The sequence below is a fragment of the Nocardioides panacihumi genome, assembly GCF_039530925.1.
Classification (GTDB): Bacteria; Actinomycetota; Actinomycetes; order Propionibacteriales; family Nocardioidaceae; genus Nocardioides; species Nocardioides panacihumi.
In genome coordinates, this window is the sequence record NZ_BAAAPB010000001.1 from 1,344,286 (window position 1) to 1,366,721 (window position 22,436).

At 69.8% G+C, this 22,436-nt stretch carries 18 protein-coding genes and 1 tRNA gene; 9 read left to right on the forward strand and 10 right to left on the reverse strand.

Going from position 1 to position 22,436, the window contains the following annotated elements:
• Positions 1–1,190 (forward strand): formimidoylglutamate deiminase (locus ABD205_RS06405; RefSeq protein ID WP_344043562.1); only part of this gene is annotated, 1,190 nt, incomplete at its 5' end.
• The gene (hutI, locus tag ABD205_RS06410) at positions 1,187–2,323 is read left to right on the forward strand and encodes an imidazolonepropionase (protein ID WP_344043564.1); all 1,137 of its coding nucleotides are present in this window, start codon (positions 1,187–1,189) and stop codon (positions 2,321–2,323) included. The genes ABD205_RS06405 and hutI, both read left to right, overlap by 4 nt.
• 110 nt (positions 2,324–2,433) lie before the next feature.
• Here the strand turns inward: hutI and ABD205_RS06415 are convergent, their stop codons facing one another.
• Positions 2,434–2,919, reverse strand: a complete 486-nt coding sequence (locus ABD205_RS06415; RefSeq protein WP_344043566.1) for a hypothetical protein — start codon at positions 2,917–2,919, stop codon at positions 2,434–2,436.
• 662 nt (positions 2,920–3,581) lie between these two features.
• Here ABD205_RS06415 and rarD point away from each other — a divergent pair.
• Positions 3,582–4,508: an EamA family transporter RarD gene (gene rarD, locus ABD205_RS06420; protein ID WP_344043568.1), complete on the forward strand. Its 927-nt coding sequence runs from the start codon at positions 3,582–3,584 to the stop codon at positions 4,506–4,508.
• Here rarD and ABD205_RS06425 read toward each other — a convergent pair.
• From ABD205_RS06425 to ABD205_RS06435, 3 genes are all read right to left on the reverse strand, one after another.
• Positions 4,501–5,541, reverse strand: a complete 1,041-nt coding sequence (locus tag ABD205_RS06425) for a hypothetical protein (protein ID WP_344043570.1) — start codon at positions 5,539–5,541, stop codon at positions 4,501–4,503. The genes rarD and ABD205_RS06425 overlap by 8 nt on opposite strands.
• Positions 5,542–5,634: 93 nt before the next feature.
• A complete protein-coding gene (locus tag ABD205_RS06430; protein ID WP_344043572.1) occupies positions 5,635–6,606 on the reverse strand; it encodes a 2-oxoacid:ferredoxin oxidoreductase subunit beta in 972 nt (323 codons plus the stop codon).
• A complete protein-coding gene (locus tag ABD205_RS06435; RefSeq protein ID WP_425572791.1) occupies positions 6,603–8,486 on the reverse strand; it encodes a 2-oxoacid:acceptor oxidoreductase subunit alpha in 1,884 nt (627 codons plus the stop codon). Before ABD205_RS06435 ends, ABD205_RS06430 begins: the two co-directional genes overlap by 4 nt.
• 154 nt (positions 8,487–8,640) lie before the next feature.
• Between ABD205_RS06435 and ABD205_RS06440 the strand changes: the two genes are divergently transcribed.
• Genes ABD205_RS06440 through ABD205_RS06455 form a run of 4 tightly spaced genes read left to right on the forward strand, consistent with a single transcriptional unit; the run spans position 8,641 to position 12,337 of the window.
• Positions 8,641–9,684: a sulfate ABC transporter substrate-binding protein gene (locus tag ABD205_RS06440; RefSeq protein ID WP_344043576.1), complete on the forward strand. Its 1,044-nt coding sequence runs from the start codon at positions 8,641–8,643 to the stop codon at positions 9,682–9,684.
• Entirely contained in the window at positions 9,684–10,571 is an 888-nt protein-coding gene (gene cysT, locus ABD205_RS06445; protein ID WP_344043578.1) for a sulfate ABC transporter permease subunit CysT, read from the forward strand. Before ABD205_RS06440 ends, cysT begins: the two co-directional genes overlap by 1 nt.
• Positions 10,564–11,376 (forward strand): sulfate ABC transporter permease, encoded by an 813-nt coding sequence (locus ABD205_RS06450; RefSeq protein ID WP_344043580.1) that lies wholly within the window; start codon positions 10,564–10,566, stop codon positions 11,374–11,376. Before cysT ends, ABD205_RS06450 begins: the two co-directional genes overlap by 8 nt.
• A gap of 4 nt (positions 11,377–11,380) precedes the next feature.
• Positions 11,381–12,337 carry a sulfate/molybdate ABC transporter ATP-binding protein gene (locus tag ABD205_RS06455; RefSeq protein ID WP_344043582.1) on the forward strand — a complete coding sequence of 319 codons (957 nt, stop codon included), beginning with the start codon at positions 11,381–11,383 and terminating at the stop codon, positions 12,335–12,337.
• 106 nt (positions 12,338–12,443) lie between these two features.
• Here ABD205_RS06455 and ABD205_RS06460 read toward each other — a convergent pair whose 3' ends face one another.
• From ABD205_RS06460 to ABD205_RS06470, 3 genes are all read right to left on the reverse strand, one after another.
• Positions 12,444–12,902, reverse strand: coding sequence for an RrF2 family transcriptional regulator (locus ABD205_RS06460; protein WP_344043584.1), 459 nt, complete (start codon positions 12,900–12,902; stop codon positions 12,444–12,446).
• Positions 12,903–12,971: 69 nt separating this feature from the next.
• Positions 12,972–14,327 (reverse strand): TrpB-like pyridoxal phosphate-dependent enzyme, encoded by a 1,356-nt coding sequence (locus tag ABD205_RS06465; RefSeq protein ID WP_344043586.1) that lies wholly within the window; start codon positions 14,325–14,327, stop codon positions 12,972–12,974.
• Between the two features lie 75 nt (positions 14,328–14,402).
• Complete coding sequence (locus tag ABD205_RS06470; protein WP_344043587.1) at positions 14,403–14,894, reverse strand: YajQ family cyclic di-GMP-binding protein; 492 nt, start codon at positions 14,892–14,894, stop codon at positions 14,403–14,405.
• A 93-nt stretch (positions 14,895–14,987) separates the two neighbouring features.
• Here ABD205_RS06470 and ABD205_RS06475 point away from each other — a divergent pair.
• Positions 14,988–15,071: transfer RNA gene (locus ABD205_RS06475), tRNA-Tyr, on the forward strand.
• A 120-nt stretch (positions 15,072–15,191) separates the two neighbouring features.
• Here ABD205_RS06475 and ABD205_RS06480 read toward each other — a convergent pair.
• Positions 15,192–16,520 (reverse strand): tyrosine-type recombinase/integrase, encoded by a 1,329-nt coding sequence (locus ABD205_RS06480; protein ID WP_344043589.1) that lies wholly within the window; start codon positions 16,518–16,520, stop codon positions 15,192–15,194.
• 86 nt (positions 16,521–16,606) lie between these two features.
• On the reverse strand, positions 16,607–16,798 hold the full coding sequence (locus ABD205_RS06485; protein ID WP_344043591.1) for a helix-turn-helix transcriptional regulator: 192 nt from the start codon (positions 16,796–16,798) through the stop codon (positions 16,607–16,609).
• 1,107 nt (positions 16,799–17,905) lie between these two features.
• Here ABD205_RS06485 and mobF point away from each other — a divergent pair.
• Positions 17,906–21,451 (forward strand): MobF family relaxase, encoded by a 3,546-nt coding sequence (gene mobF / locus ABD205_RS06490; RefSeq protein WP_344043593.1) that lies wholly within the window; start codon positions 17,906–17,908, stop codon positions 21,449–21,451.
• A 480-nt stretch (positions 21,452–21,931) separates the two neighbouring features.
• Here mobF and ABD205_RS06495 read toward each other — a convergent pair whose 3' ends face one another.
• Positions 21,932–22,381: a very short patch repair endonuclease gene (locus ABD205_RS06495; RefSeq protein ID WP_344043595.1), complete on the reverse strand. Its 450-nt coding sequence runs from the start codon at positions 22,379–22,381 to the stop codon at positions 21,932–21,934.
• Positions 22,382–22,436: the final 55 nt, after the last annotated feature.

Genomic DNA, 22,436 nt, shown 5'->3' on the forward strand with positions numbered 1-22,436 from the left:
GGTTAACCGGGGACTCCGCCCGGGTCCCCGGCCTCACCCTCCCCGGCCTGGCGAACACCCACAGCCACGCCTTCCACCGGGCCCTGCGCGGCCGTACGCAGCAGGGTCGGGGGAGCTTCTGGACCTGGCGCGACCAGATGTACGCCGTCGCCGGCCGCCTCGACCCCGACACCTGCTTCGCGCTCGCCCGGGCGACGTACCGCGAGATGCTGTCGGCCGGCTACACCGCCGTCGCAGAGTTCCACTACGTGCACCACCAGCCCGACGGCAGGCCGTACGACGACCCGGCGGCCATGTCGCGCGCGCTGATCGCCGCCGCGGCCGAGGCCGGGATCCGGCTCACGTTGCTGCCGACGCTCTACTCCAGCAGCGGCTTCGGGGAGCCGCCCCTGCCCTACCAGCGCCGGTTCGTCCACGAGCGCGCCGACGAGCTGCTGGCGCTCGTCGACGGCCTCAAGGACAACGACCACACGCGGATCGGCGTGGCCGCCCACTCGGTCCGCGCCGTCGCGCCTGATCAGATCGAGGTGCTGGCCGCGGCCGGGCGCCTGCTGCACGTCCACCTCTCCGAGCAGCGCGCCGAGAACGACGGCTGCCGTTCGGCGTACGCCGTCACCCCGACACGCCTGCTCGCCGACGCCGGCGCTCTCGGGCCGCTGACGACCGTGGTCCACGCGACCCACCTGACCGACGAGGACATCGCGCTCCTCGGTGCGTCCGGGGCGACCGTGAGCATGTGCCCGACCACCGAGCGCGACCTGGGCGACGGGATCGGGCCGGCCCGGCGGCTGCACCATGCCGGTTGCCCGGTCACCGTCGGCAGCGACAGCCAGTCGGTCATCGACCCGTTCGAGGAGCTGCGCGCCGTCGAGCTCGACGAGCGGCTGGCCACCGAGGCGCGCGGCCACTGGACGGCGCGCGAGCTGCTCGACGCCGGCTCGGACCACCGCGCGCTCGGCTTCTCCGACGCCGGTGCGATCGAGGTCGGCCGCCGCGCGGACCTCGTCACGATCGACACCGGCAGCGTGCGGACGGCCGGGACCGGCGGGGCCGAGGAGACTGCCGTGTTCGCGGCGACCGCTGCCGACGTCGTCCAGGTGGTCGTCGACGGGCGCACGGTCTTCCGGCGCGGCGACGAGGAGACGATCGGGCGCGAGCTGGCGTCCGCGATCGAAGGGCTGCAGTCGTGAGCGTCATCGTCGACAACATCGCGGAGCTGGTCACTCACGACCCCGAGCTGGGCATGCTGCTCGACGCGGCGGTCGTCGTCGAAGCGGGCCGGATCGCCTGGGTCGGGCCGGCCGGGCAGGCGCCCGCCGCCGACCGGCGGATCGACGCCGCCGGCCGCGCCGTGGTGCCCGGCTTCGTCGACTCGCACGCCCACCTGGTCTTCGCGGGTGACCGGGCGGGGGAGTTCGCCGCCCGGATGGCCGGGGAGTCGTACGACGGTGGCGGGATCGCGTCCACCGTCTCCGCGACCCGGGCCGCCTCGGACGACGAGCTCCGCGCCCTGCTCGCTGGCCGTGTCGCCGAGCTGCGCGGCCAGGGCACGACGACCGTGGAGATCAAGTCGGGCTACGGGCTGACCGTCGAGGACGAGGCCCGGGCGCTGCGCCTGGCCGGCGAGGTCACGGATGAGACCACCTTCCTCGGCGCCCACGTGGTGCCGCGCGGCGTCGACCGGCGTGCGTACGTCGACCTCGTCACCGGCCCGATACTCGACGCCTGCGCCCCGCTGGCGCGCTGGGTCGACGTCTTCTGCGAGCCGGCCAGCCCGCACGCGTTCGACGGCGAGGAGTCCCGCGAGGTCCTGCTCGCCGGGATGGCGGCCGGGCTCATCCCGCGGGTGCACGGCAACCAGCTCGGGCACGGGCCGGGCGTGCGGCTCGCCGTCGAGCTCGGCGCGGCCAGCGTCGACCACTGCACCTACCTCGCGGATGAGGACGTCGCGGCACTGGCCGACGGCGAGACCGTGGCGACGCTGCTGCCGGCCGTGGAGTTCTCGACGCGCTCGCCGTACCCCTCCGCTCGGCGACTCCTCGACGCCGGCGTCACTGTCGCGCTCGCGACCGACTGCAACCCGGGGACGGCGTACACCTCGTCGATGCCGTTCGTCATCGCCCTCGCCGTGCGCGAGATGGGGCTGACGCCGACCGAGGCGCTGTGGGCCGCGACCGCCGGCGGCGCCCGCGCTCTGCGCCGCGACGACATCGGCGTCGTCCGGGTCGGTGCTCGTGCTGACCTTGCGATCCTCGACGCGCCGAGTCACCTGCACCTGGCCTACCGCCCGGGTGTGCCGATCGCGTCGGCGCTGGACCTCTAGCGCCGAGACGTCAATCCCCACGGTCCGAGGCGTCAATCCCCACGGTCCGAGGCGTCGATCCCCACGGTCCGAGGCGTCAATCCCTACGGTCCGAGGCGTCGATCCCGCTGTCACGCGGGGTGGAAGTCGACGTACGCCGTGCAGCTGCTGCCGACGCAGAGCCGCACCGAGTACGCCGGGATCGAACCGGCGCCCGCGGCCGGCGCGGTGTCGGAGAAGGCGATCGTTGTGGCCGTCGACTTCCCGCACGCCTTGTACGTCCGGGTCGTGTCGGTGACCCGCTTGGCATGGATCAACACCTCGACGCGTGCGCACGACCCGTCGGCCAGGTTGTCGCCCACCGAACCCCTGAGTGAGAACGTGACGGTCCGCGTGGCCGGCGAGGCGCCTCCGGTGACGATGCCGTAGCCGCACCCTCCGCTCCTCGCCTGGTGGTAGGACCAGACGCCGGTCGGGCACACCGGCGCAGCAGTGGCGGTCGGGCTGTCAACGAAGACTGCGACGGTGCCCACGATCGCGATGACCATCCCGATCGCGAGGAGGGCGATGACGGGAACCGCCCGCCGCTTGTCACGGGCTTCCGGGCGGGCAGCCACGTTCTGTCTGATCGAGAGACGGGTCAATGCGATTCCTTCCTCCGAGCGCCAGGAGTGCTCCCAGCGAGATCACCTCGAAGAACGATAGCCAAATATGTTGTGCATTAGCACCTGGCCGTGCTGAGCCGCTCCACTGAAACGCGTGCCGAGACCTCCGCTCATGATCGATCGGGACGCGGGCGCGACACCGCAAGCCGCCTGGTCGCGTCTGCAGCGAGCAAGCTGAGAAGCGTCGCTATTGCCATCTTCCAGGCGAAGTCGCCGTTGCTGACAACAAGCCCGATGGCTCCGACCGCCGCGGCGATCAGTGCATCGAGCAGGAGCGTCCTCGTCACGCGGCCGCCGTTCGATCCGCGGGGCCAGGTGGGCGTTCAAAGATCCGCATGCTCGGATGTTAACCCAACAGATTGTGTATCCCGCAACCCCGCTCGCCCGCCCGGAGTAACCGTCTGTTCGGTGAGGTAACCGTCTGTTCGATACGCCAGATGACCCTTGCAACGGTCAGGTGCCGTATCGAACTGACGGTTACCCCAGCCCCGCCGCCCGCCTCCGAGCCCGCCCAGACCCCGCGACCGATTGACGTCTCGACCCCCACGGATTGACGTCTCGGGCCGTTTGGATTGACGTCTCGGCGGACAGGTAGCCTCAGCCAGTGATCACAGGTGTCTGACCCGGCCGAGCATCGCCAGGGCGTCGCGTTCGGCGTGGCGGCGTACGTCATGTGGGGCGCGTTCCCGCTCTACTGGCCGCTCCTGGAGCCGGCGGGTGCGTTCGAGATCCTCGCGCACCGGCTCATCTGGTCGATGGTCGTCATGGCCGTGCTGGTCGTCGTGATGCGCCGGACGACCCAGCTCCACCGGCTCGCCACGACTCCCCGCACCCTGGGCCTGCTCGCCCTCGCCGGCGTCACGGTGAGCATCAACTGGACGGGCTACATCTGGGGCGTCAACCACGGGTACGTCGTGGAGACCAGCCTCGGCTACTTCATCAACCCGCTCGTCACCGTGCTGATGGGCGTCCTGCTGCTCCGCGAGCGGATGCGGCCGCTGCAGTGGGTGGCGGTCGGCATCGGCCTGGCCGCCGTGCTCGTCCTCGCGTTCGACTACGGCCGCCCGCCGTGGATCGCCCTGCTGCTCGCGTTCTCGTTCGGCACCTACGGCCTGCTCAAGAAGAAGGCCAACGCCGGCGCGATCGAGAGCCTGTCCCTCGAGACGGCCGTGGTCGCGCCGATCGCCCTGGTGTACGTCGTCTGGCTCGGCGTGTCCGGCCACGGCCACTTCACCTCCGAGGGCGCCGGCCACACGGCACTGTTCATCTCGGCCGGCCTGGTGACCGCCGTCCCGCTGATCTGCTTCGGGGCGGCCGCCGTCCGGGTGCCGCTGGTCGTGCTCGGGCTGCTGCAGTACCTCGCTCCGGTGCTGCAGTTCTCCCTGGGCGTCCTCTACTTCCACGAGGACATGCCGGCGGGCCGCTGGATCGGCTTCGGGCTGGTCTGGGTCGCCCTCGCCGTCTTCACCTACGAGACGATCCGCTTCCGCCGGGCGACGCTGCGGGCGCCGGCCGGCGCCGGCGCCGACGCGCTCACCTGACGACGCTGCGCGAGAACGTCGGCCGCCCGCTGCCGAGGAAGAAGATGCCCGGGTAGTTCTCGAAGCCCCGGCTGGTGTTGGCGGTCAGCGACGACGACCGGACCGACATCGAGCCGGTGCGGTCGTTGCTGACGAAGAACACCGCGCCGCCGCCCTCGTTGGCGACGTTGCGCGTGATCGTGGTGCCGGCCAGCTCGAGGGTGAAGCGGTTGCCGTCGAGGTAGATCGCCCCGCCGCTGCCGCCGCCGGGCGTGCCCGCGTCGGCCGGGTTGGCGCCGTGGCCGATCGCGGCGTTGTTGCGGAAGACGCTGTTGAGCACGCGCCAGGAGACGCCGATGCTGCTGAGCCCAGCGCCGTTGCTGCAGCGGCCGCCGCGGAACACGCTGCCGACGACGTAGACCGGCCGGTCGCGCCACTGCTCGAGGGCGCGTACGGCGCCGCCGCCCACGTCAGGACCGGTCGGGCGGCAGCGGTTCCTGACGAAGTGCGTGTTCACGATCCGCAGCTGGCCGCCGCGGTCGAAGATCGCGCCGCCGCCGCCGTGCTCGTAGCTGTCGTCGCCGTCGTAGCCGCCCTTGAGCGTGATGTTCTGGACGACGAGCTGGGGATACTGCTGGTCGTCGCAGTGCGAGGTCGTCCACCCCTGCTTCGCGTCGCACGTGTTCATGTAGAGGATGCGGTGCCTGCCGAGGCCGTCGAGGGTGACCTTGCCGCCACCGTCGATCACGACCCGCTTGCGGCTGTTGACCACCTTCGCGGTCGCGCCCATCTTGATCGTGACCGGGCGCGCGCCACAGCGGAACTTGATCACGCCGCCCTTCGCGACCGCGGCCACTACGGCGCGCGACGTGCAGCTGCGGGCCGTGCCGTGGCCGACGAAGCGCGTCGCACGAGCCTTCACGGCCCGGCCCTCGGCCGGGACGGCGACGTTCGGGGCAGAGCCCGCGGCCGACGCGGGGGCGGGGATCGAGGAGAGCAGCGGGACTGCGAGGAGGACCGCCACGAGGACGGCGACGAGCGGGCGACGAGGCACGGGGGTCACCTTCGGATCGGGGGATCGGGCCGCCCAGAGGGTAAGCGCCCGGGCGTGTCATCCGTCGAATCCATCCCCCAAATAGGGGACGGGTCAGACGACCGCCCAGGTGTCGCCGGTGTTGAGGAGGGCGGCCAGCCGGTCCTCGCGTGAGGAGGTCGACGTGGCCACGGCGACCGAGACCTGCTCGCGCGCCTGGTCGTCGTACGTCGCCCGCTGGACCTGGCGGAAGATGCCCACCGGCACCCGGTCCTCGATCCGCGAGACCGCGAACTGGTCCGACGGGTCGACCGCGTGCGGGTCGTGCTGCCAGGTGCGGCCGCCGGCCGTGACCTCCACGCCGGGCTCGAGCCGGAGCAGGTGGTCGCCGCCCTCGGCGCCCTTGACGTCGTCGAACGCGCCGTCGTTGAAGATCGGGCAGTTCTGGTAGATCTCGACGAGCGCCGTCCCGCGGTGCGCGGCGGCGGCGGACAGCACGGACGTGAGGTGGCGCCGGTCGGAGTCGATCGTGCGCGCGACGAACGTCGCCTCGGCCCCGAGCGCGAGCGAGACCGGGTTGAACGGGTGGTCGATCGAGCCGACGGGCGTCGACTTGGTGACCTTGCCGGGCTCGGAGGTGGGGGAGTACTGCCCCTTGGTCAGCCCGTAGATCCGGTTGTTGAACAGCAGGATCGTCATGTTGACGTTGCGGCGCAGCACGTGGATCAGGTGGTTGCCGCCGATCGAGAGCGCGTCGCCGTCGCCGGTCACGACCCACACCGACAGGTCCGGCCGGGCCGTCGCGATGCCGGTCGCGATCGCCGGCGCGCGGCCGTGGATCGAGTGCATCCCGAACGTGTCGAGGTAGTAGGGGAACCGCGACGAGCACCCGATGCCGGAGACGAAGACGATGTTCTCCCGCCGCAGCTCGAGGTCCGGGAGGAACGACTGGACCGCCTTCAGCACGGCATAGTCGCCGCAGCCCGGGCACCAGCGCACCTCCTGGTCGCTGGTGTAGTCCTTGCCGGTCTGCGGCTCGGACGACGACGGCACGAGCTCCAGCCCGGCCCCGAAACGAGTGCTCACTCCATCAACTCCTCGATCGCGTCAGCCACCGCGGCGGACGTCAGCGGCAGGCCGCGTACGACGTTGAGTCCGACCGCGTCGACCAGGTAGCTGGCCCGCAGCAGCAGGGAGAGCTGGCCGAGGTTCATCTCGGGGACCAGCACCCGCTGGTAGCGCTTCAGGATGTCGCCCAGGTCGCGTGGGAGCGGGTTGAGGTGGCGCAGGTGCAGCTGTGCCACCTCGTGGCCGGCCTCGCGGACGCTCCGGATGCCGGCCGCGATCGGCCCGTAAGTCGAGCCCCAGCCCACGACGAGCACGTGGGCCTCGCCGCTCGGGTCGTCGACGTCCAGCGGGGCGAGCGAGTCGGCGATCCGCTCCACCTTGGCCGCCCGCGTGTGGACCATCAGCTCGTGGTTGGCCGGGTCGTAGGAGATGTTGCCGTGCCCGTCGCCCTTCTCCAGGCCGCCGATGCGGTGCTCGAGGCCGGGCGTGCCCGGGATCGCCCATGGCCGGGCCAGGGTCGACTCGTCGCGCAGGTAGGGCCAGAACGTCTCGCCGTGGTTCGGCTCGGTCGCGAAGCCGGGGTCGATCGCCGGCAGGTCGGCGACGTCGGGGATGCGCCACGGCTCCGACCCGTTGGCCAGGTAGCCGTCGGAGAGCAGCATCACCGGCGTGCGGTAGGTGATTGCGATCCTGGCCGCCTCGAGCGCGGCTGAGAAGCAGTCCGACGGCGTCGACGGCGCCACGATCGGCACCGGCGCCTCGCCGTTGCGGCCGAACATCGCCTGCAGCAGGTCGGCCTGCTCGGTCTTGGTCGGCAGGCCGGTCGACGGGCCGCCGCGCTGCACGTTGACCACGATCAGCGGCAGCTCGAGCGCTACCGCGAGCCCGATCGACTCCGACTTCAGCGCGATGCCGGGGCCGGAGGTGGTGGTCACGCCCAGCGAGCCGGCGTACGCCGCCCCGAGCGCCGCGCCGATGCCGGCGATCTCGTCCTCCGCCTGGAAGGTCGTGACGCCCAGGCCCTTGTGCTTCGAGAGCTCGTGGAGGATGTCCGAGGCCGGCGTGATCGGGTAGGAGCCGAGGAAGAGCGGCAACCCCGAGCGCACCGACGCGGCGACGAGGCCGTGGGCCAGCGCCAGGTTGCCGGTGATGTTGCGGTAGGTCCCCGGCGCCTGCGGTGCGGGGGCGACCTCGTAGCGGACGGCGAACACCTCGGTGGTCTCGCCGAAGTTCCAGCCGGTCGTGAACGCCTTGATGTTGGCGTCGCGGATCTGGGGCGCCCGGGCGAAGCGTCGCTCGAGGAAGCCGACAGTCGTCTCGGTCGGCCGGCCGTAGAGCCAGGAGAGCAGCCCGAGGGCGAACATGTTCTTCGCACGCGCTGCGTCCTTGCGGGACAGGCCGAACTCCTTGACGGCCTCGACGGTGAGTCCGGTGAGGTCGATCCGGTGCAGCTGGAAGGCGTCGAGCTCCCCGTTGGTCAGGGGATCGGCGTCGTAGCCGGCCTTGGCCAGGTTGCGGCTGGTGAAGTCGTGGGTGTCGACGATGATCGTCGCGCCCTTCGGCAGGTCGCCGAGGTTGGCCTTGAGCGCGGCAGGGTTCATCGCGACCAGCACGTCGGGGGCGTCGCCGGCGGTGAGGATGTCGTGGTCGGCGAAGTGCACCTGGAACGACGAGACGCCCGGGATCGTGCCTTGCGGCGCACGGATCTCGGCGGGGAAGTTCGGCAGCGTCATCAGGTCGTTGCCGAAGACGGCCGACTCCTGGGTGAAGCGATCGCCGGTGAGCTGCATCCCGTCGCCGGAGTCACCTGCGAAACGGATGACGACGCGGTCGAGCCGCGTGACCTGTTGGGGCACCCTGGCACTCCTCCGGACAGCCGGTGTTCGGTGTCCCGCCAGCCTAGACCCGCACCGATGCGAAGTGCTGGCACTCGCCCGGCACGCGGACGCGCCCACGATGCGGACATTTTCAGCCGACTTGGGTAATTGCAGTAATCTGCTCGACATAACGACACCGATCCAGGTGCCGGAAGCAGACCAAAGGGTGCACACCATGAAGCTCATCAAGATCGCTACGGTCCTTGTCGCGGGTGCTCTCGCGCTGACCGCGTGCGGCTCGAACGACGGGGGCTCGGCCTCGGCCGCGTCCACCGTGCGCGTGAACGGCTTCTCGATCCTCGAGCAGGCCAACAAGACGGTGTTCGACGACTTCAAGAAGACCGACGCCGGCAAGGGCGTCACCTTCCAGACGTCGTACGGCGCCTCCGGCGACCAGTCCCGCGGCGTGGAGTCCGGCAACAAGGCCGACCTCGTCCACTACTCGCTCGAGAGCGACGTGACGCGCCTGGTCAAGGCCAACCTCGTCGACCAGAACTGGAAGTCCGCGACGCCGACCAACGGCGTCCTGACCTCGAGCGTCGTCGTCTTCGTCGTCCGCAAGGGCAACCCCAAGAACATCAAGACGTGGGACGACCTGGTGAAGCCGGGCGTCCAGGTCATCACGCCCAACCCGGGCTCGTCGGGCTCCGCGCGCTGGAACATCCTCGCCGCGTGGGCCCACATCACCGGCAACGGCGGCACCGAGGCCCAGGCGAAGGACTTCGTGACGAAGCTCTTCGGCAACACCATCGCGCTGCCCGGCTCGGGTCGTGAGGCGACCACCGCCTTCACCGACGGCTCCGGCGACGTGCTGCTCTCCTACGAGAACGAGGCCATCCTCGCCAAGCAGAGCGGTGCCGACGTCGACTACATCGTCCCCGACGACACCCTGAAGATCGAGAACCCGGGCGCCGTCACCAAGAACGCCCCCAAGGCGGCCAAGGACTTCCTCGCCTACCAGGTGAGCAAGGAAGGCCAGGCGGCGTACGCCAAGTCCGGCTTCCGCCCGGTCGTCGACGGTGTCGACGTCGGCGACGTCGAGGGTGCGAACGACCCGTCGAACCCGTTCCCGGCCCCCGCCAAGCTCTTCACGATCCAGGACACGTTCGGTGGCTGGGGCGTGGCGGCGGACAAGTACTTCGGTGACGGCACCGAGGGCAAGCCGCTCGGCCTCATCACCGCGATCCAGCAGGCGACGGGCAAGGGTGTCGACCAGTAATGACTCAGGCCCCGTCCCGACTGGAGACGGCGGATGACCTGACGACCGAGCCGGTGCCCCCCACGGGGCGCCGGCTACGGCGCGTCCGGCAGACGCCGCGCTCCACACTGACCCGTGGTGCCGGGCTGAGCCTCGGCATCGCCATGATCTGGTTCAGCCTGCTCGTCCTCCTGCCACTCGCCGCGATCGTGGCGAAGGCGGCCGAGGGCGGCTGGTCGAACTACCTGCACGTCATCCAGGACGACCAGACCTGGGCGGCCGTCACCCTGACCGTCTCCCAGGCGGCGCTCGTGACCGTGCTCAACGTCGTCGTCGGCACCGTGATCGCGTGGGTGCTGGTGCGTGACCACTTCCCCGGCAAGGCGCTGCTCGACGTCATCATCGACGTGCCGTTCGCGCTGCCGACGATCGTCGCCGGACTCGTGCTGCTCTCGCTCTACGGCCCGAAGAGCCCGGTCGGGGTGCACTGGGCGTTCACGCCGAACGCCGTGTTCCTCGCGTTCGCGTTCGTGACGCTGCCGTTCGTGGTGCGGACGGTGCAGCCGGTGCTCGAGGAGCTCGACGCCGACGTCGAGGAGGCGGCCGCCTCCCTCGGGGCCGCGCGGCTCACCATCCTGCGGCGGATCCTGCTGCCCTCGCTCGTCCCGGCGATCGCCGCGGGCGCGGCGCTGTCCTTCGCGCGGGCGATCTCGGAGTACGGCGCTCTCGTGCTGCTCTCCGGCAACAAGCCGTACGAGACCGAGGTCGTGTCGGTGCGCGTGCTGAGCTTCATCGAGAACGGGTCGACCGCGTCCGCCGCGGCCGTCGCGTCCCTGATGCTGTTCGTCGCGCTCGTCGTCATCGTCGGGCTCGACCTCGTGCAGCGGGGGGTGGCCGGCCGTGGTTGAGCTCCCCACCCCTCTCAAGTGGATGCTGCGGGTCATCGCGGTCGGCTACGTCGGGCTCCTCGTTGCGTGGCCGCTCGGCATGCTCACCAAGCGCACGTTCGCGGACGGCCTGACGACGCTGACCGACGCGCTGACGGACTCCGACGTCGTCAACGCCTTGCAGCTGACCGCCCGGGTCGCGGTCGTCGCGGTGATCATCAACCTGGTCTTCGGGGTGACGATCTCGCTGCTGCTGGTGCGCTATGAGTTCCCGGGCAAGCGGGCGCTGTCGGCGCTGGTCGACCTGCCGCTGGCGGTCTCCCCGGTCGTCGTCGGCCTGGCGCTGCTGCTGGTCTACAACGGCCGCACCGGCTGGTTCGGCCCGACGCTGGAGTCGGGCGGATTCACCGTCATGTTCGCCACCCCGGCGCTCGTCATGGCGACCTGCTTCGTCGCGCTGCCGCTGGTGATCCGCGAGGTCGTCCCGACGCTCGAGGAGATCGGCGACGACCAGGAGCAGGCGGCCCGGTCGCTGGGTGCCAACGGGCCGCAGACGTTCTGGCGGATCACCCTGCCGAGCATCAAGTGGGCGGTCGTCTACGGCGTCGTCCTCTCCCTCGCCCGGTCCGTGGGCGAGTTCGGCGCGGTCAAGGTCGTGTCAGGCAACCTGTCCGGCCAGACCCAGACGGCCACCCTTGCCGTCGAGGCCAAGTATCAGGGCTTCGACCAGCCGACGGCGTACGCGATCGCGTTCCTGCTCGTCCTGGTCTCGATCGCCTGCCTGGTCGTCGTGGCCTTCCTCCGACCCTCGTCTGCGAAGAAGTGAGCTCATGAGCATCGAAGTCAACAACGTCACCAAGAAGTACGGCGACTTCGTCGCCCTCGACGACGTCTCCGTGAAGATCCCCACCGGTCAGCTGACCGCCCTGCTCGGACCCTCCGGCGGCGGCAAGTCGACGCTCCTGCGCGTCATCGCCGGCCTCGACTCCGCCGACACCGGCGCGGTCACCATCGAGGGCACCGACGCCACGAAGCTGCCTCCGCAGAAGCGCAACGTCGGCTTCGTCTTCCAGCACTACGCCGTCTTCAAGCACATGTCGGTCGCGAAGAACGTGGCCTTCGGCCTGGAGATCCGGCACCGTCCGAAGGCGGAGATCAAGCAGCGGGTGGGGGAGCTGCTCGAGCTGGTGCACCTCTCGCAGTTCGCGCACCGGATGCCGTCGCAGCTCTCCGGCGGTCAGCGCCAGCGGATGGCGCTCGCACGGGCGCTCGCGGTGGAGCCGAAGGTGCTGCTGCTCGACGAGCCGTTCGGCGCCCTGGACGCGAAGGTCCGCAAGGAGCTGCGCGACTGGCTGCGCCGGCTGCACGACGAGGTGCACGTGACGACCGTGTTCGTCACGCACGACCAGGAGGAGGCCCTCGAGGTCGCCGATGAGATCGTCGTCATCAACCAGGGGCGGGTCGAGCAGATCGGCGCGCCCGACACGTTGTACGACGCCCCGGCCAACGACTTCGTGATGAGCTTCCTCGGCGACGTCACCCGGCTGGGTGGGGTGCTGGTGCGGCCGCACGACGTCGAGGTGCGGACCTCGCCGGTGTCGGCCGAGTCGGTCGAGGGCACGATCTCGCGGGTGCTGCGGGTCGGCTTCGAGGTGCGGCTCACGGTGCTGACCGACGCCGGCGAGGAGGTGGCGGTCGAGATGACCCGCACCCACGCCCGCTCGCTCGGCCTCGAGGAGGGCGTCACGGTCTGGCTGAACGCAGCTCCGGGGGCGACGACGGTCTGACGCCGAGACCCGGGTTGTGGTCCGTCGATGTCCGGGTTGTGGCCCCGACATCGGGACCACAACCCGGACGTCGGCGGACCACAACCCGGATCTCGACCTCGATGAATCAGTGGGGCTGCCAGGCGTCTTCGCTGGCGGTCCGCCGGGTGACGGTCTCCGGCAGCTCGCGCGAGGCCAGAGCGGCGATCGAGACCTGTTCGAAGACCTCACGCAGCGAGTCGCGGGCGGCGATCCAGACGTGCTGGAGCACCTCGGCGCGCTCGTTGTAGGTGACCGCCTCGGGCCGCAGTCCGTAGACCGACACCAGCGGGCCGTCGACGGCGCGGATCACGTCCGCGACGGAGACGGTGTCCGGCGTACGAGCCAGGCGCCAGCCGCCCGACTGGCCGCGCTGCGAGATGACGATCCCGGCCTTGCGCAGGTCGGCGAGGATCGCCTGCAGGAAGCCGTGGGGGATGTCCTGGAGGCGACCGAGCTCCTCAGCGCTGACGGCGCGGCCGTCCTCGCGGGCGGACATCTCGATGAGCGCCCGCAGGGCATAGTCGGACTTCGCGGAGACTCGCACGGAGCACAGTGTCTCAGATGAGTCGACTGAGATGCTCGACTCACGCGAGAAGTGCCGCGCTCCTTGTCCTCAGGCCACGACCGGCACGCCGTCGAGCGCGGCGGTCAGCGCCTCCTCCGAGAGCGGGTCGTCCTCGAGTCGGCCGGCGAGGAACGACTCGTACGCGCCGAGCTCGAGCAGCCCGTGGCCCGACAGGCCGATGACGATGACCTTCTCCTCGCCGGACTCCTTCGCGGCGAGTGCCTCGCGCCGGGCCTGGGCGAGCGCGTGGGAGGACTCGGGCGCCGCGACGATGCCCTGGGTGCGCGCGAACTCCAGCGCCACCTCGAAGCACTCGGTCTGGTGCAGCGCGGTCGCCTCGATCAGTCCCTCGTGCACGGCGTGCGAGACCAGCGGCGCCATGCCGTGATAGCGCAGGCCGCCCGCGTGGATCGCGGAGGGGACGAAGTCGTGGCCGAGCGTGTACATCTTCATCAGCGGCGTCAGGCCGGCGGTGTCGCCGAAGTCGTAGCGGTACTCGCCGCGGGTCAGTGTCGGGCACGAGGTCGGCTCGACCGCGAGGATGCGGGGCGAGGAGTTGCCCGCCAGCTTCTCCCGCAGGAACGGGAAGGACAGGCCGGCGAAGTTGGAGCCGCCGCCCGCGCAGCCGATGACGAGGTCGGCGCTGGACTCACCGGCCTTGGCCAGCTGGCGCAGCGCCTCCTCGCCGATGACGGTCTGGTGGAGTAGGACGTGGTTGAGCACGGAGCCGAGGGCGTACTTCGCCGCCGGGTCCTGCGCGGCCACCTCGACGGCCTCGGAGATCGCGATGCCGAGCGAGCCCGGGTGGTCCTCGGGGAAGGCCTTGCCCGACTCGGTCAGCCGGCTCGGGGAGCGGTGCACGGTGCCGCCGAAGACCTCGATGAGCGTGCGGCGCTGGGGCTTGGTGTCGTACGACGCCCCGACCTGCCACACCTCGCACTCGACGCCGAACAGCGCTGAGGCGTACGAGAGCGCCGTGCCCCACTGTCCGGCCCCGGTCTCGGTCGTGAGCCGGGAGATGCCGTTGAGCTTGTTGTAGTAGACCTGCGGGATCGCCGTGTTGGTCTTGTGCGAGCCGGCGGGGGAGACGCCCTCGTACTTGTAGTAGATCCGCGCCGGCGTGCCGAGCCGCTGCTCCCAGCGTCGGGCGCGGTAGAGCGGGCTCGGCCGGTACTGCCGGTAGACGGCCAGGACGGGCTCGGGGATCTCGACGTACCGCTCGGAGGTGACCTCCTGGGCGATCAGCTCGGGCGGGAAGAGCGGCGCGAGGTCGTCGGGCCCGACCGGCTCGCGGGTGCCCGGGTGCAGCGGCGGGGGCGGTGGCGTCGGGAGGTCGGCGGTCAGGTTGTACCAGTGCGTGACCTGCTCAGCCTCGTCGAGCGTGAACATCACCTGGTCGTTCATCGGGCCTCCTCGGGGTCACGAGCATCAGCGTCAGGGCGAGCATCGCACCCTGACGCTGACTCGTGCGACGCCGTCTCAGCGGTAGTTGACGAACTGCACCGCGAAGTCGTAGTCCTGCTCCTTGACGAGCCGCTGCACCGCCTGCAGGTCGTCGCGGTTCTTGGAGGAGACCCGCAGCTCGTCGCCCTGGATCTGCGCCTTGACGCTCTTCGGGCCCTCGTCGCGGATCAGCTTGGTGATCTTCTTGGCGTTCTCCGAGGAGATGCCCTCCTTGAGCGTGATCGAGATCTTCGACTGCTGCCCGGACTGGCGCGGCTCGGAGGAGTCGAGGATCTTCAGCGACTGCTGGCGCTTGATCAGCTTGTCCTGGAACACGCTGAGCACCGCGTTGGCGCGGTCGTCGGCGGAGGCCGAGATCTCGATGGCCTCCTCGCCCTTCCACTCGATGGTCGCGCCGGTGCCCTTGAAGTCGAAGCGCTGGCTGACCTCGCGCGCCGTCTGGCTGAGCGCGTTGTCGACCTCCTGGCGGTCGATCTTGCTGACGATGTCGAACGAGCTGTCGGCCATGTGACGCCCCTCTTCCGCGTTTTTTCTGAGTCGGACTGCCTGCGCTATTGTTCCGTCCTGTTGTCCACGGTCCAAGACCGGGGGCACGTCCCAGGCGGGTTGCCCGAGCGGCCAATGGGAGCGGACTGTAAATCCGTCGCGAAAGCTTCGAAGGTTCGAATCCTTCACCCGCCACCAACTGGGAAAATGAGGCTCTGACCAGCGGAAACGCCGGTCAGGGCCTTGTTTGCTTTGTCCGGGCGTGTTCGGTCCGATCCGGTTCTGGGCGGGGATCTGTGTCCAATACGTGCCCGAGTTTCAGCCATCAGTGCCCTCCGAGCTCTCGATGAGAGCCTCGATCTGTCTCATCGCCTGGACCTGGTGGCCGTGCAGGCTGGAGGCGTAGACCCGCATCAGCACCGCAACGCTGTGGCCGGCCCAGGCCGCGACCTGTGTCGAGTCGACACCGGCGCTGAGCCAGGTGGAGACGGCGGCATGACGGAGGTCGTAGGGCCGGCGCGCGAGTGGAGAGGCGGCTTCTTCGGGCGTGAGCGCCTGCTCGCGTGCCCGCGCCCAGACCCTGTAGATCGTGCTCATGCTCACCGGGTTCTGCCACGGCGCCGGGATCGGGTGACCTCCGCGGCCCGTGCGCGTGACGAAGAGCCTGCCGCTGACGCCCAGTTCGTACGTCGCCAGGTGGGCGCGAAGCGCCTTCACGAGCTCGGGATGCGCAGGGATGACGCGCGTGTCGCGGTCGGACCGGTGTTTGAGGTGCCGCTCCTCGCCGTGGGTGCCGGCGTCGGTCCACGCGGAGCCGGACTCCTGGTAGCTGCTGTGCAGGACGATCTGGCCCCAGCCGGACTCCGGCAGCGTGAGGTCGTCCTTGCGGATCGCCCGTGCCTCGGCCGGTCGCAGCGCCGCGTAGTAGAGCAGCGCGAAGAAGCCGTGCACCGTCGGCTCGATCTCGCGGACCGCATCGAGCAGCGCCTTCGCCTGCCGCGGGTTCACCACCACCCTCGGATCGATCGCCTCGACCGTCTGCTGCCGCTTCACCCGGACGTCTCGCATCGGGTTGTGTGAGAGATATCCCTTCTCGACCGCGAAGCGGAGGGGCCCCGACAGCGCTGCCCGCTTCCGGGCGACCGTCGACGCCGACGCGCGAGAGCCGTCGAGCGTCGTGGAGATCGCCTTCATCCCGGCCCGGATGCCGTCCGGCTGCGCGATCACGTCCAGCGGCAGAGAGCTCGCAGCGATCCAGCGCAAGGCCTCGCGGTACTCGACCGGCGGCTCCGCCGACCGCCGCCGGGCCGCGGTGTTGAACTCCCAGTGCGTGAGCGCCTCGCGCAGCATCTTGAGGTCGGGCGGTTGCCGGCCCTCACGGAGCAGTCCGCACGTCAACGTCACCAGACCGTCCACGGTGCTCTGGCGGTGCCGTGCCGCGAAGTCGTCCCATCGCTCATCGATGAACTCACGCGCGAGCTGCACCCATAGCCGGTCTGCCCGCGCCGCCGTGATCTCGCTCATCGGCCGGCCGGTCGCCAGGTCGAACGCCTCGCCCCTGCTTGACGCCTGCATCAGCACCGAGCGGAAGGAATCGGCGAGCTTGGCATTCGCGAAGGAACTCCCGAACCGCTTCCCGCCAACCATCCAACGGACCCGATAGGCCGTGGCTCTACTGCCCCTTCGGGCTTCGACCCCAAATATCCGGACGTCGTACGACGTCCCCGACTCGCTCACCACTCGTCCTGGTGCTCATCGAGCCAACGCTCGAGGTCGACGCGTCGGATTCGGATGCCGCCGTTCGGCAGCTTGATGCACCGCGGCGCCTTGTGCGCTGCGCGCCAGTCGTAGAACGTCGACCTCGCGATGCCCAGCTCATCGCACAGGTCCACGACCGTCAGATGGCTACGTACCGATGTCCTCATCTCGCATTCCGCCTTCTTCTATGGGGCCGCAGCCCCTAATGGTTGGAAGTGGTCGACGGCCGAGGAGCTCAACCTGCAGGCAAAGGACCTTCCATTCGAGTTGTCCGACGGTCGTCGATAGGTAGGTGTGCGAAGGTCGCCAACTCCGACTGACCGAAGGCGGCGCCATCGAGCCCGATCGCAGGACCGACCTCGCAAAGGCCGACGTGCTGGAGCCGGACTCCCTGTGCACGGTCAACCGGGACAGGGCCAGCAGCAGACTCGTTCGGATGAGTCGACGGATCGGAGCGCGGGCAGTCAGTTTTGTGGCGACTGTCAACGGCTGTCCACGACTGTCCGCGGCTGTCCACGACACCGAAAAGTGGCCTCTTGACGAACCGGTGTTCGACGCGGACCGTGGAGGGGTGTCCATGCTTGTGACCACCCCGGCGCTCGGGATTTCTGGCGGCCTTTGCGGTGCCGCTGGTCCGGCGGCACCGCGGGAGTGGACGGTGCCGAGGGCCCCTCGGCACCGTGAGACTCAGCGGTGGTGCGGGCCCCGCACCACCGCGTTCCACGGTTCCGTGGGCCCCACGGCACCGTGGGAGTGAGCGGTGCCGGAGGCCCTCCGGCACCGTTGAAGTAGCCCGGGCCGGCGAGTCCTGGGAATCGCGAGGGTTTGCCGACCAGGGCCCCTGTCTTCTCGATCAGTGCCCTGCCACGGATCTGGCCGCCTGCTCGAGCCCAGGGGCGACGTGGGAGAGGGCGCTCGTCTCGAGCACCTGCTCGTCGTTCTGATTCAGCGCTCGGTTCGGGCTCGGCGCCGCGGCCGGCGGCGGAGGTCCGCGCCCGGTGCCGCCACTCCGCGTGATCCGACTCTCCACGGCCCGGTTCCCTACGGCACCGCATCTCCGCCCCCGTCGCCCTCATCGGACCGGCTCCTCACCCAGCTCGCCCCGCCACGTCTGCTCCGTTCCGCACCCTCCTCTTCCTCGTCTTCACACGGATTGCAGATCGAGGGCAGGCGGGCGACTCAACGTTGACCGGCTCCGCCGTGCGCGGTCGAGGACGTGGTCGTGGCCTGTGGAGAGGACGGCGCACCTGTACGTCTGTGGGGGTGGTTCGGGCGTGACGGTCTCGTTGCGGCGGATGTCGGCGGGGACCGGCTATCGGTACCTGCTGCGCAGCGTCGCCGTGGGCGACGGCGATCGCGCGCTTTCGACGCCGCTGACCCGGTATTACGCCGAGGCGGGTACACCGCCGGGGCGCTGGATGGGGTCCGGTGTCCACGCGTTCAGCGCCGGCCAGCTCAAGGCCGGTATGCCAGTCACCGAGGAACAGCTTGCGCTGCTGATCGGGATGGGTCGCGACCCGGTCACCGGAGATCAACTGGGGCGGGCGTACGCGGAGTACAAGTCACTCAACGCCCGGATCAAGGAACGCGTCGATGGCCTCGACACGGACCTGTCTGCCGGGGACCGTGCGGCGGAGAGCTCCCGGATCCAGGCGGAAGAGAGCAGGTCGGGCATCCGCCACGCGGTGGCGGGCTACGACCTCACGTTCAGCGTCCCGAAGTCGGTATCGGTGTTGTGGGGCCTTGCCGACGGGGCGACCCAGGAACGGATCGTGGCTGCGCACCACGCCGCGGTGGCCGACGTCTTGGACTTCTTCGAGCGCGAGGTCGCGGCGACCCGGGCGGGTGTCGCTGCGGGCGATGGCGCGGTTGCCCAGGTTGAGATCGCGGGCGTGGCGGCGGTCGCCTATGACCACTACGACTCTCGTGCCGGGGACCCGCAGCTGCACACGCACGTTGTCGTGGCGAACAAGGTGAAGGCTGTGCTGGATGGGCGGTGGCGAAGCCTCGATGGGCGACCGGTCTACGCCTCGCTCACCGCATTGTCAGCCCTCTACAACGGGCTGCTCGCCGATCGACTGACCAGCGACCTCGGCGTCGTCTGGGAGCTTCGGGAGCGGGCGGCGGATCGTAACCCGCAGTGGGAGATCACCGGGATCAGCGACGAGCTGATCAAAGAGTTCTCCAGCCGCTCCCGCGAGATCGACCTCGAGAAGGACCGACTCATCAGCGCCTACCTCGCCAGGCACGGTCGGCGCCCCTCGGCGACGAAGATCATCGAGCTCCGAGCGCAGGCGACGTTGGCCACCCGGCCGCCGAAGGAGATCCGCTCACTCGCAGACCTCACCGCCCAGTGGAGGCACCGCGCAGGCCAGAAGCTCGGCGTCGACCCCACTGGATGGGCCCGCAGCGTCCTAGCCCGAAGTGGCACTGCGTCGCTGACGGTGGACGACGTCGCGCTCGCCGGTATTCACGCCACGGCAGCCAGCGTGCTCGCCCAGGTCAGCACCAAACGGGCTACCTGGACCCACTGGAACCTGATGGCCGAGGTCTCGCGTCAGATCATGGGCGTCCGATTCGCCAGCCCCGCCGACCGAGAGGCCATCGTCGGCATGATTGTTGACGCTGCCGAAAGCGAGTCAGTCCGGCTGACACCTCCCGAGCTCGCCTTCAGCCCAGCCGCCTTCCGCCGCCCTGACGGCACCTCGGTCTTCCGCCAACGTCGTGCCGCGAAGTACTCCTCAGCCGCAGTCCTCGACGCCGAGGCACATCTTCTCAGCCGCTCCGACGACAGCACGGGTCCACGCGTCAGCGCACGCACTATCCGCCGAGTCGTCGACCGCGGTACCGGCGACATCCGAGTCCGACTGAGCCGCGAGCAAGCCGCAGCATTGGAGAGCATCGCGGCTTCCGGACGGCAGGTCGACCTCCTGGTCGGGCCGGCTGGCGCAGGAAAGACCACCACGATGCGCGCCCTCCGCGCGGCCTGGACAGCCGAGCACGGGCCAGCCAGCGTCGTCGGACTCGCGCCATCTGCCGCGGCCGCTCAAGCACTCCAGCACGATCTCGGCATCGCCTGCGACAACACCGCGAAGTGGCTGCACGAATACAACCGCGGCAACACGGCGTTTCGTCCCGGCCAGCTGGTCATCCTCGACGAGGCCACCCTGGCCAGCACCGCGGCACTCGACCGCATCACCACCGTCGCTGCCGACGCCGGGGCGAAGGTCCTGCTTGTCGGCGATCCCTACCAGCTGCAGTCCGTCGACGCCGGGGGAGCGTTCGCTCTCCTCATCGACCGCCGCCCAGACGCCCCCGCGCTCACCGAGATTCACCGGTTCACCCACGCCTGGGAGAAGGAAGCCTCTCTGGCACTGCGGACAGGTGACTTAGAGGTCATCTCGACCTACGCCCGACACGACCGCATCCGCGAGGGCGACACCGACCAGATGCTCGACACCGCCTACCGAGCCTGGCGAGCAGACCAACAGGCCGGGAAGGCGAGCATCCTGGTCACCGAGTCCGCCCACGCCGTACGCGCTCTCAACGAACGAGCCCGCGCCGAACATCTACTGACCGACGGCGCCGCTGACGGACGCGAGGTGACCCTTGCCGAGGACGTCCGGGCATCGGTTGGTGACCTCGTCATCACCCGACGCAACGACCGCACCCTCCGGACGACCCATGGCGGCTGGGTCAAGAACGGCGACCGCTGGCGCGTCACCGACATCCGCGGTGACGGCTCGGTCGGCGTGCGCCGCCTCGATCCCAGCCGCCGGGGGAGCGCCGTGCTCGACCCCGGCTACGTACAAGAGCATCTCGACCTGGGCTACGCCGTCACAGCCCACCGAGCCCAAGGCGTCACCGTCGACACCGCCCACGTCGTCGTCACCGCCGCAACGACGAGGCAGAACCTTTACGTCTCCATGTCCCGCGGACGCGACGCCAACATCGCCTACGTCGCCCTCGACCAGCCCGACGACAGCCACACCACCCCCGAGCACGCTGATGTCACCGCCCGCACCGTCCTGTACGGCGTCCTACGCCATGCCGGCGACGACCGCTCCGCGCACCAAACGATCCAGACCGAGTTCGAGGTCCACGCCTCGATCGCTCAGCAGGCTGCCGAGCTCGAGTCCATCGCAGCGACCGCTCAGCACGATCGATTCGCCGACCTGTTCCGACGCTCAGGACTCACCCCGAAACAGCACCAGGAGCTGATCAGCTCGCCGGCGTTCGGACCGCTGACCGCCGCTCTGCGCCGAGCCGAGGCCTACCACCACGACCTCGAGCGACTCACCCAACACGTCGTGGCCCAACACAGCCTCGAAGACGCCGGCGACATCGCCGCAGTCCTCCGCTACCGGATCGACAAGGCCGCGTCCCCGCCGCCCCGACCAGCACGCGGCCGGAAACCAAGACTCATCGCTGGTCTCATCCCCGAACCGCTCGGACCCATGGCCGACGAGGACCGTCAAGCCATCGACCAACGCAAGCGACTCATCGAAGAGCGCGCCTGCGCCTTGGCCGAGCAAGCCATCGAGACCTCTGCGCCCTGGCTCCGGAGACTGGACCCGTTTGGAGTCGCAGGGCGTGACCGGGAGCGGTGGATCGCCGCCCTCGCGACGGTCGCCGCTTACCGCGACCGCTACGAGATCACCAGCAACCTGCCACTCGGTGGCGGACCAACGACCGAAGCCCAACGCGCCGATCGGCAGCACGCCCTCCACGCCACGCGCGAAGCAGCGGCCATCGCCGCAGCATCGCGGAGGGTCGGGTCTGCCGCTGCAACCCAGGTTCCGACGGTCCCGTCTCTATAGGCACGCGCGAGGCAGCGTCACGCAGCAGCGGCCGCGGGCGACTACCGACCGTTCGGCGCATCCCGACGAGGCAGACCGGCTCACGGGTCCAATAGGCGTCCGACTCGGCTCGTCGCGGGCCACTCTCGACGGTCACCGGCTCAGCGAGATCGGACTGCCGGTCTGGCCCGATTGGTTACGCCTGCCTTCTCGTCGGGTCCGTGCCTCCGCCATTTCCGGGTTAGCGGCGGGTGTTGCGTGGCGTTGCCCAGCATCCCTGCGAACCCTTGGTCAACCTAGTCGGTCCAGGCGAGTGCATGATCGACGCAGGCAGATCGTCGCAGTTCCAGCCGACGAGTAGCTGAATGGCGGCATCGTGCGCGAAGGACGTACTTGGAGGCGGTCACACCTCTTGCACCCTGCCAGGTGGGACCGGGCTGGTCCCCTTCCCCGTTGGTCACGTGACCCTGTTCTCGGGGCTTGGGACCCGATCAGTTGGGCCTACTTGCGGCGCGGACCTCGTTCCGGGTCGTCGTCGATCTGATCATGCCGAAGCGCCGCACGGATCTGAGCGACAACGAGGTCGGGCGGGTCGTGCTCCCAGACGCGGATCACCGTCCATCCGGCCTCAAGGAGCATTTGGTCGGTGCCAGCGTCTCGCGCGCGGTTGCGCCGGACTTTGTCAGACCAGAACGATGCGTTCGTTTTCGCGACGGTGTGGTGCTCGGGGCAGCCGTGCCAGAAGCATCCGTCTACGAATACGGCAACTTTAGCTCGCGTGAACACGAGGTCCGCCCGCCGGTTCAGCGTGGGGATGGGGCGGAAGTCGACGCGATACCGCAGGCCCGCGGCGTGCGCGGCGCTCCGGACGGCGAGCTCAGGTTTCGTGTCGCGGCTGCGGTTGCGCTGCATCCCGCGTCGGACGCCCGGCGATGAAGCCCAACTGGACATGCTCAAAGTATCTCGGCATACGCAACCAGTTCGTCGTCACCTCGTACTCGCCAAT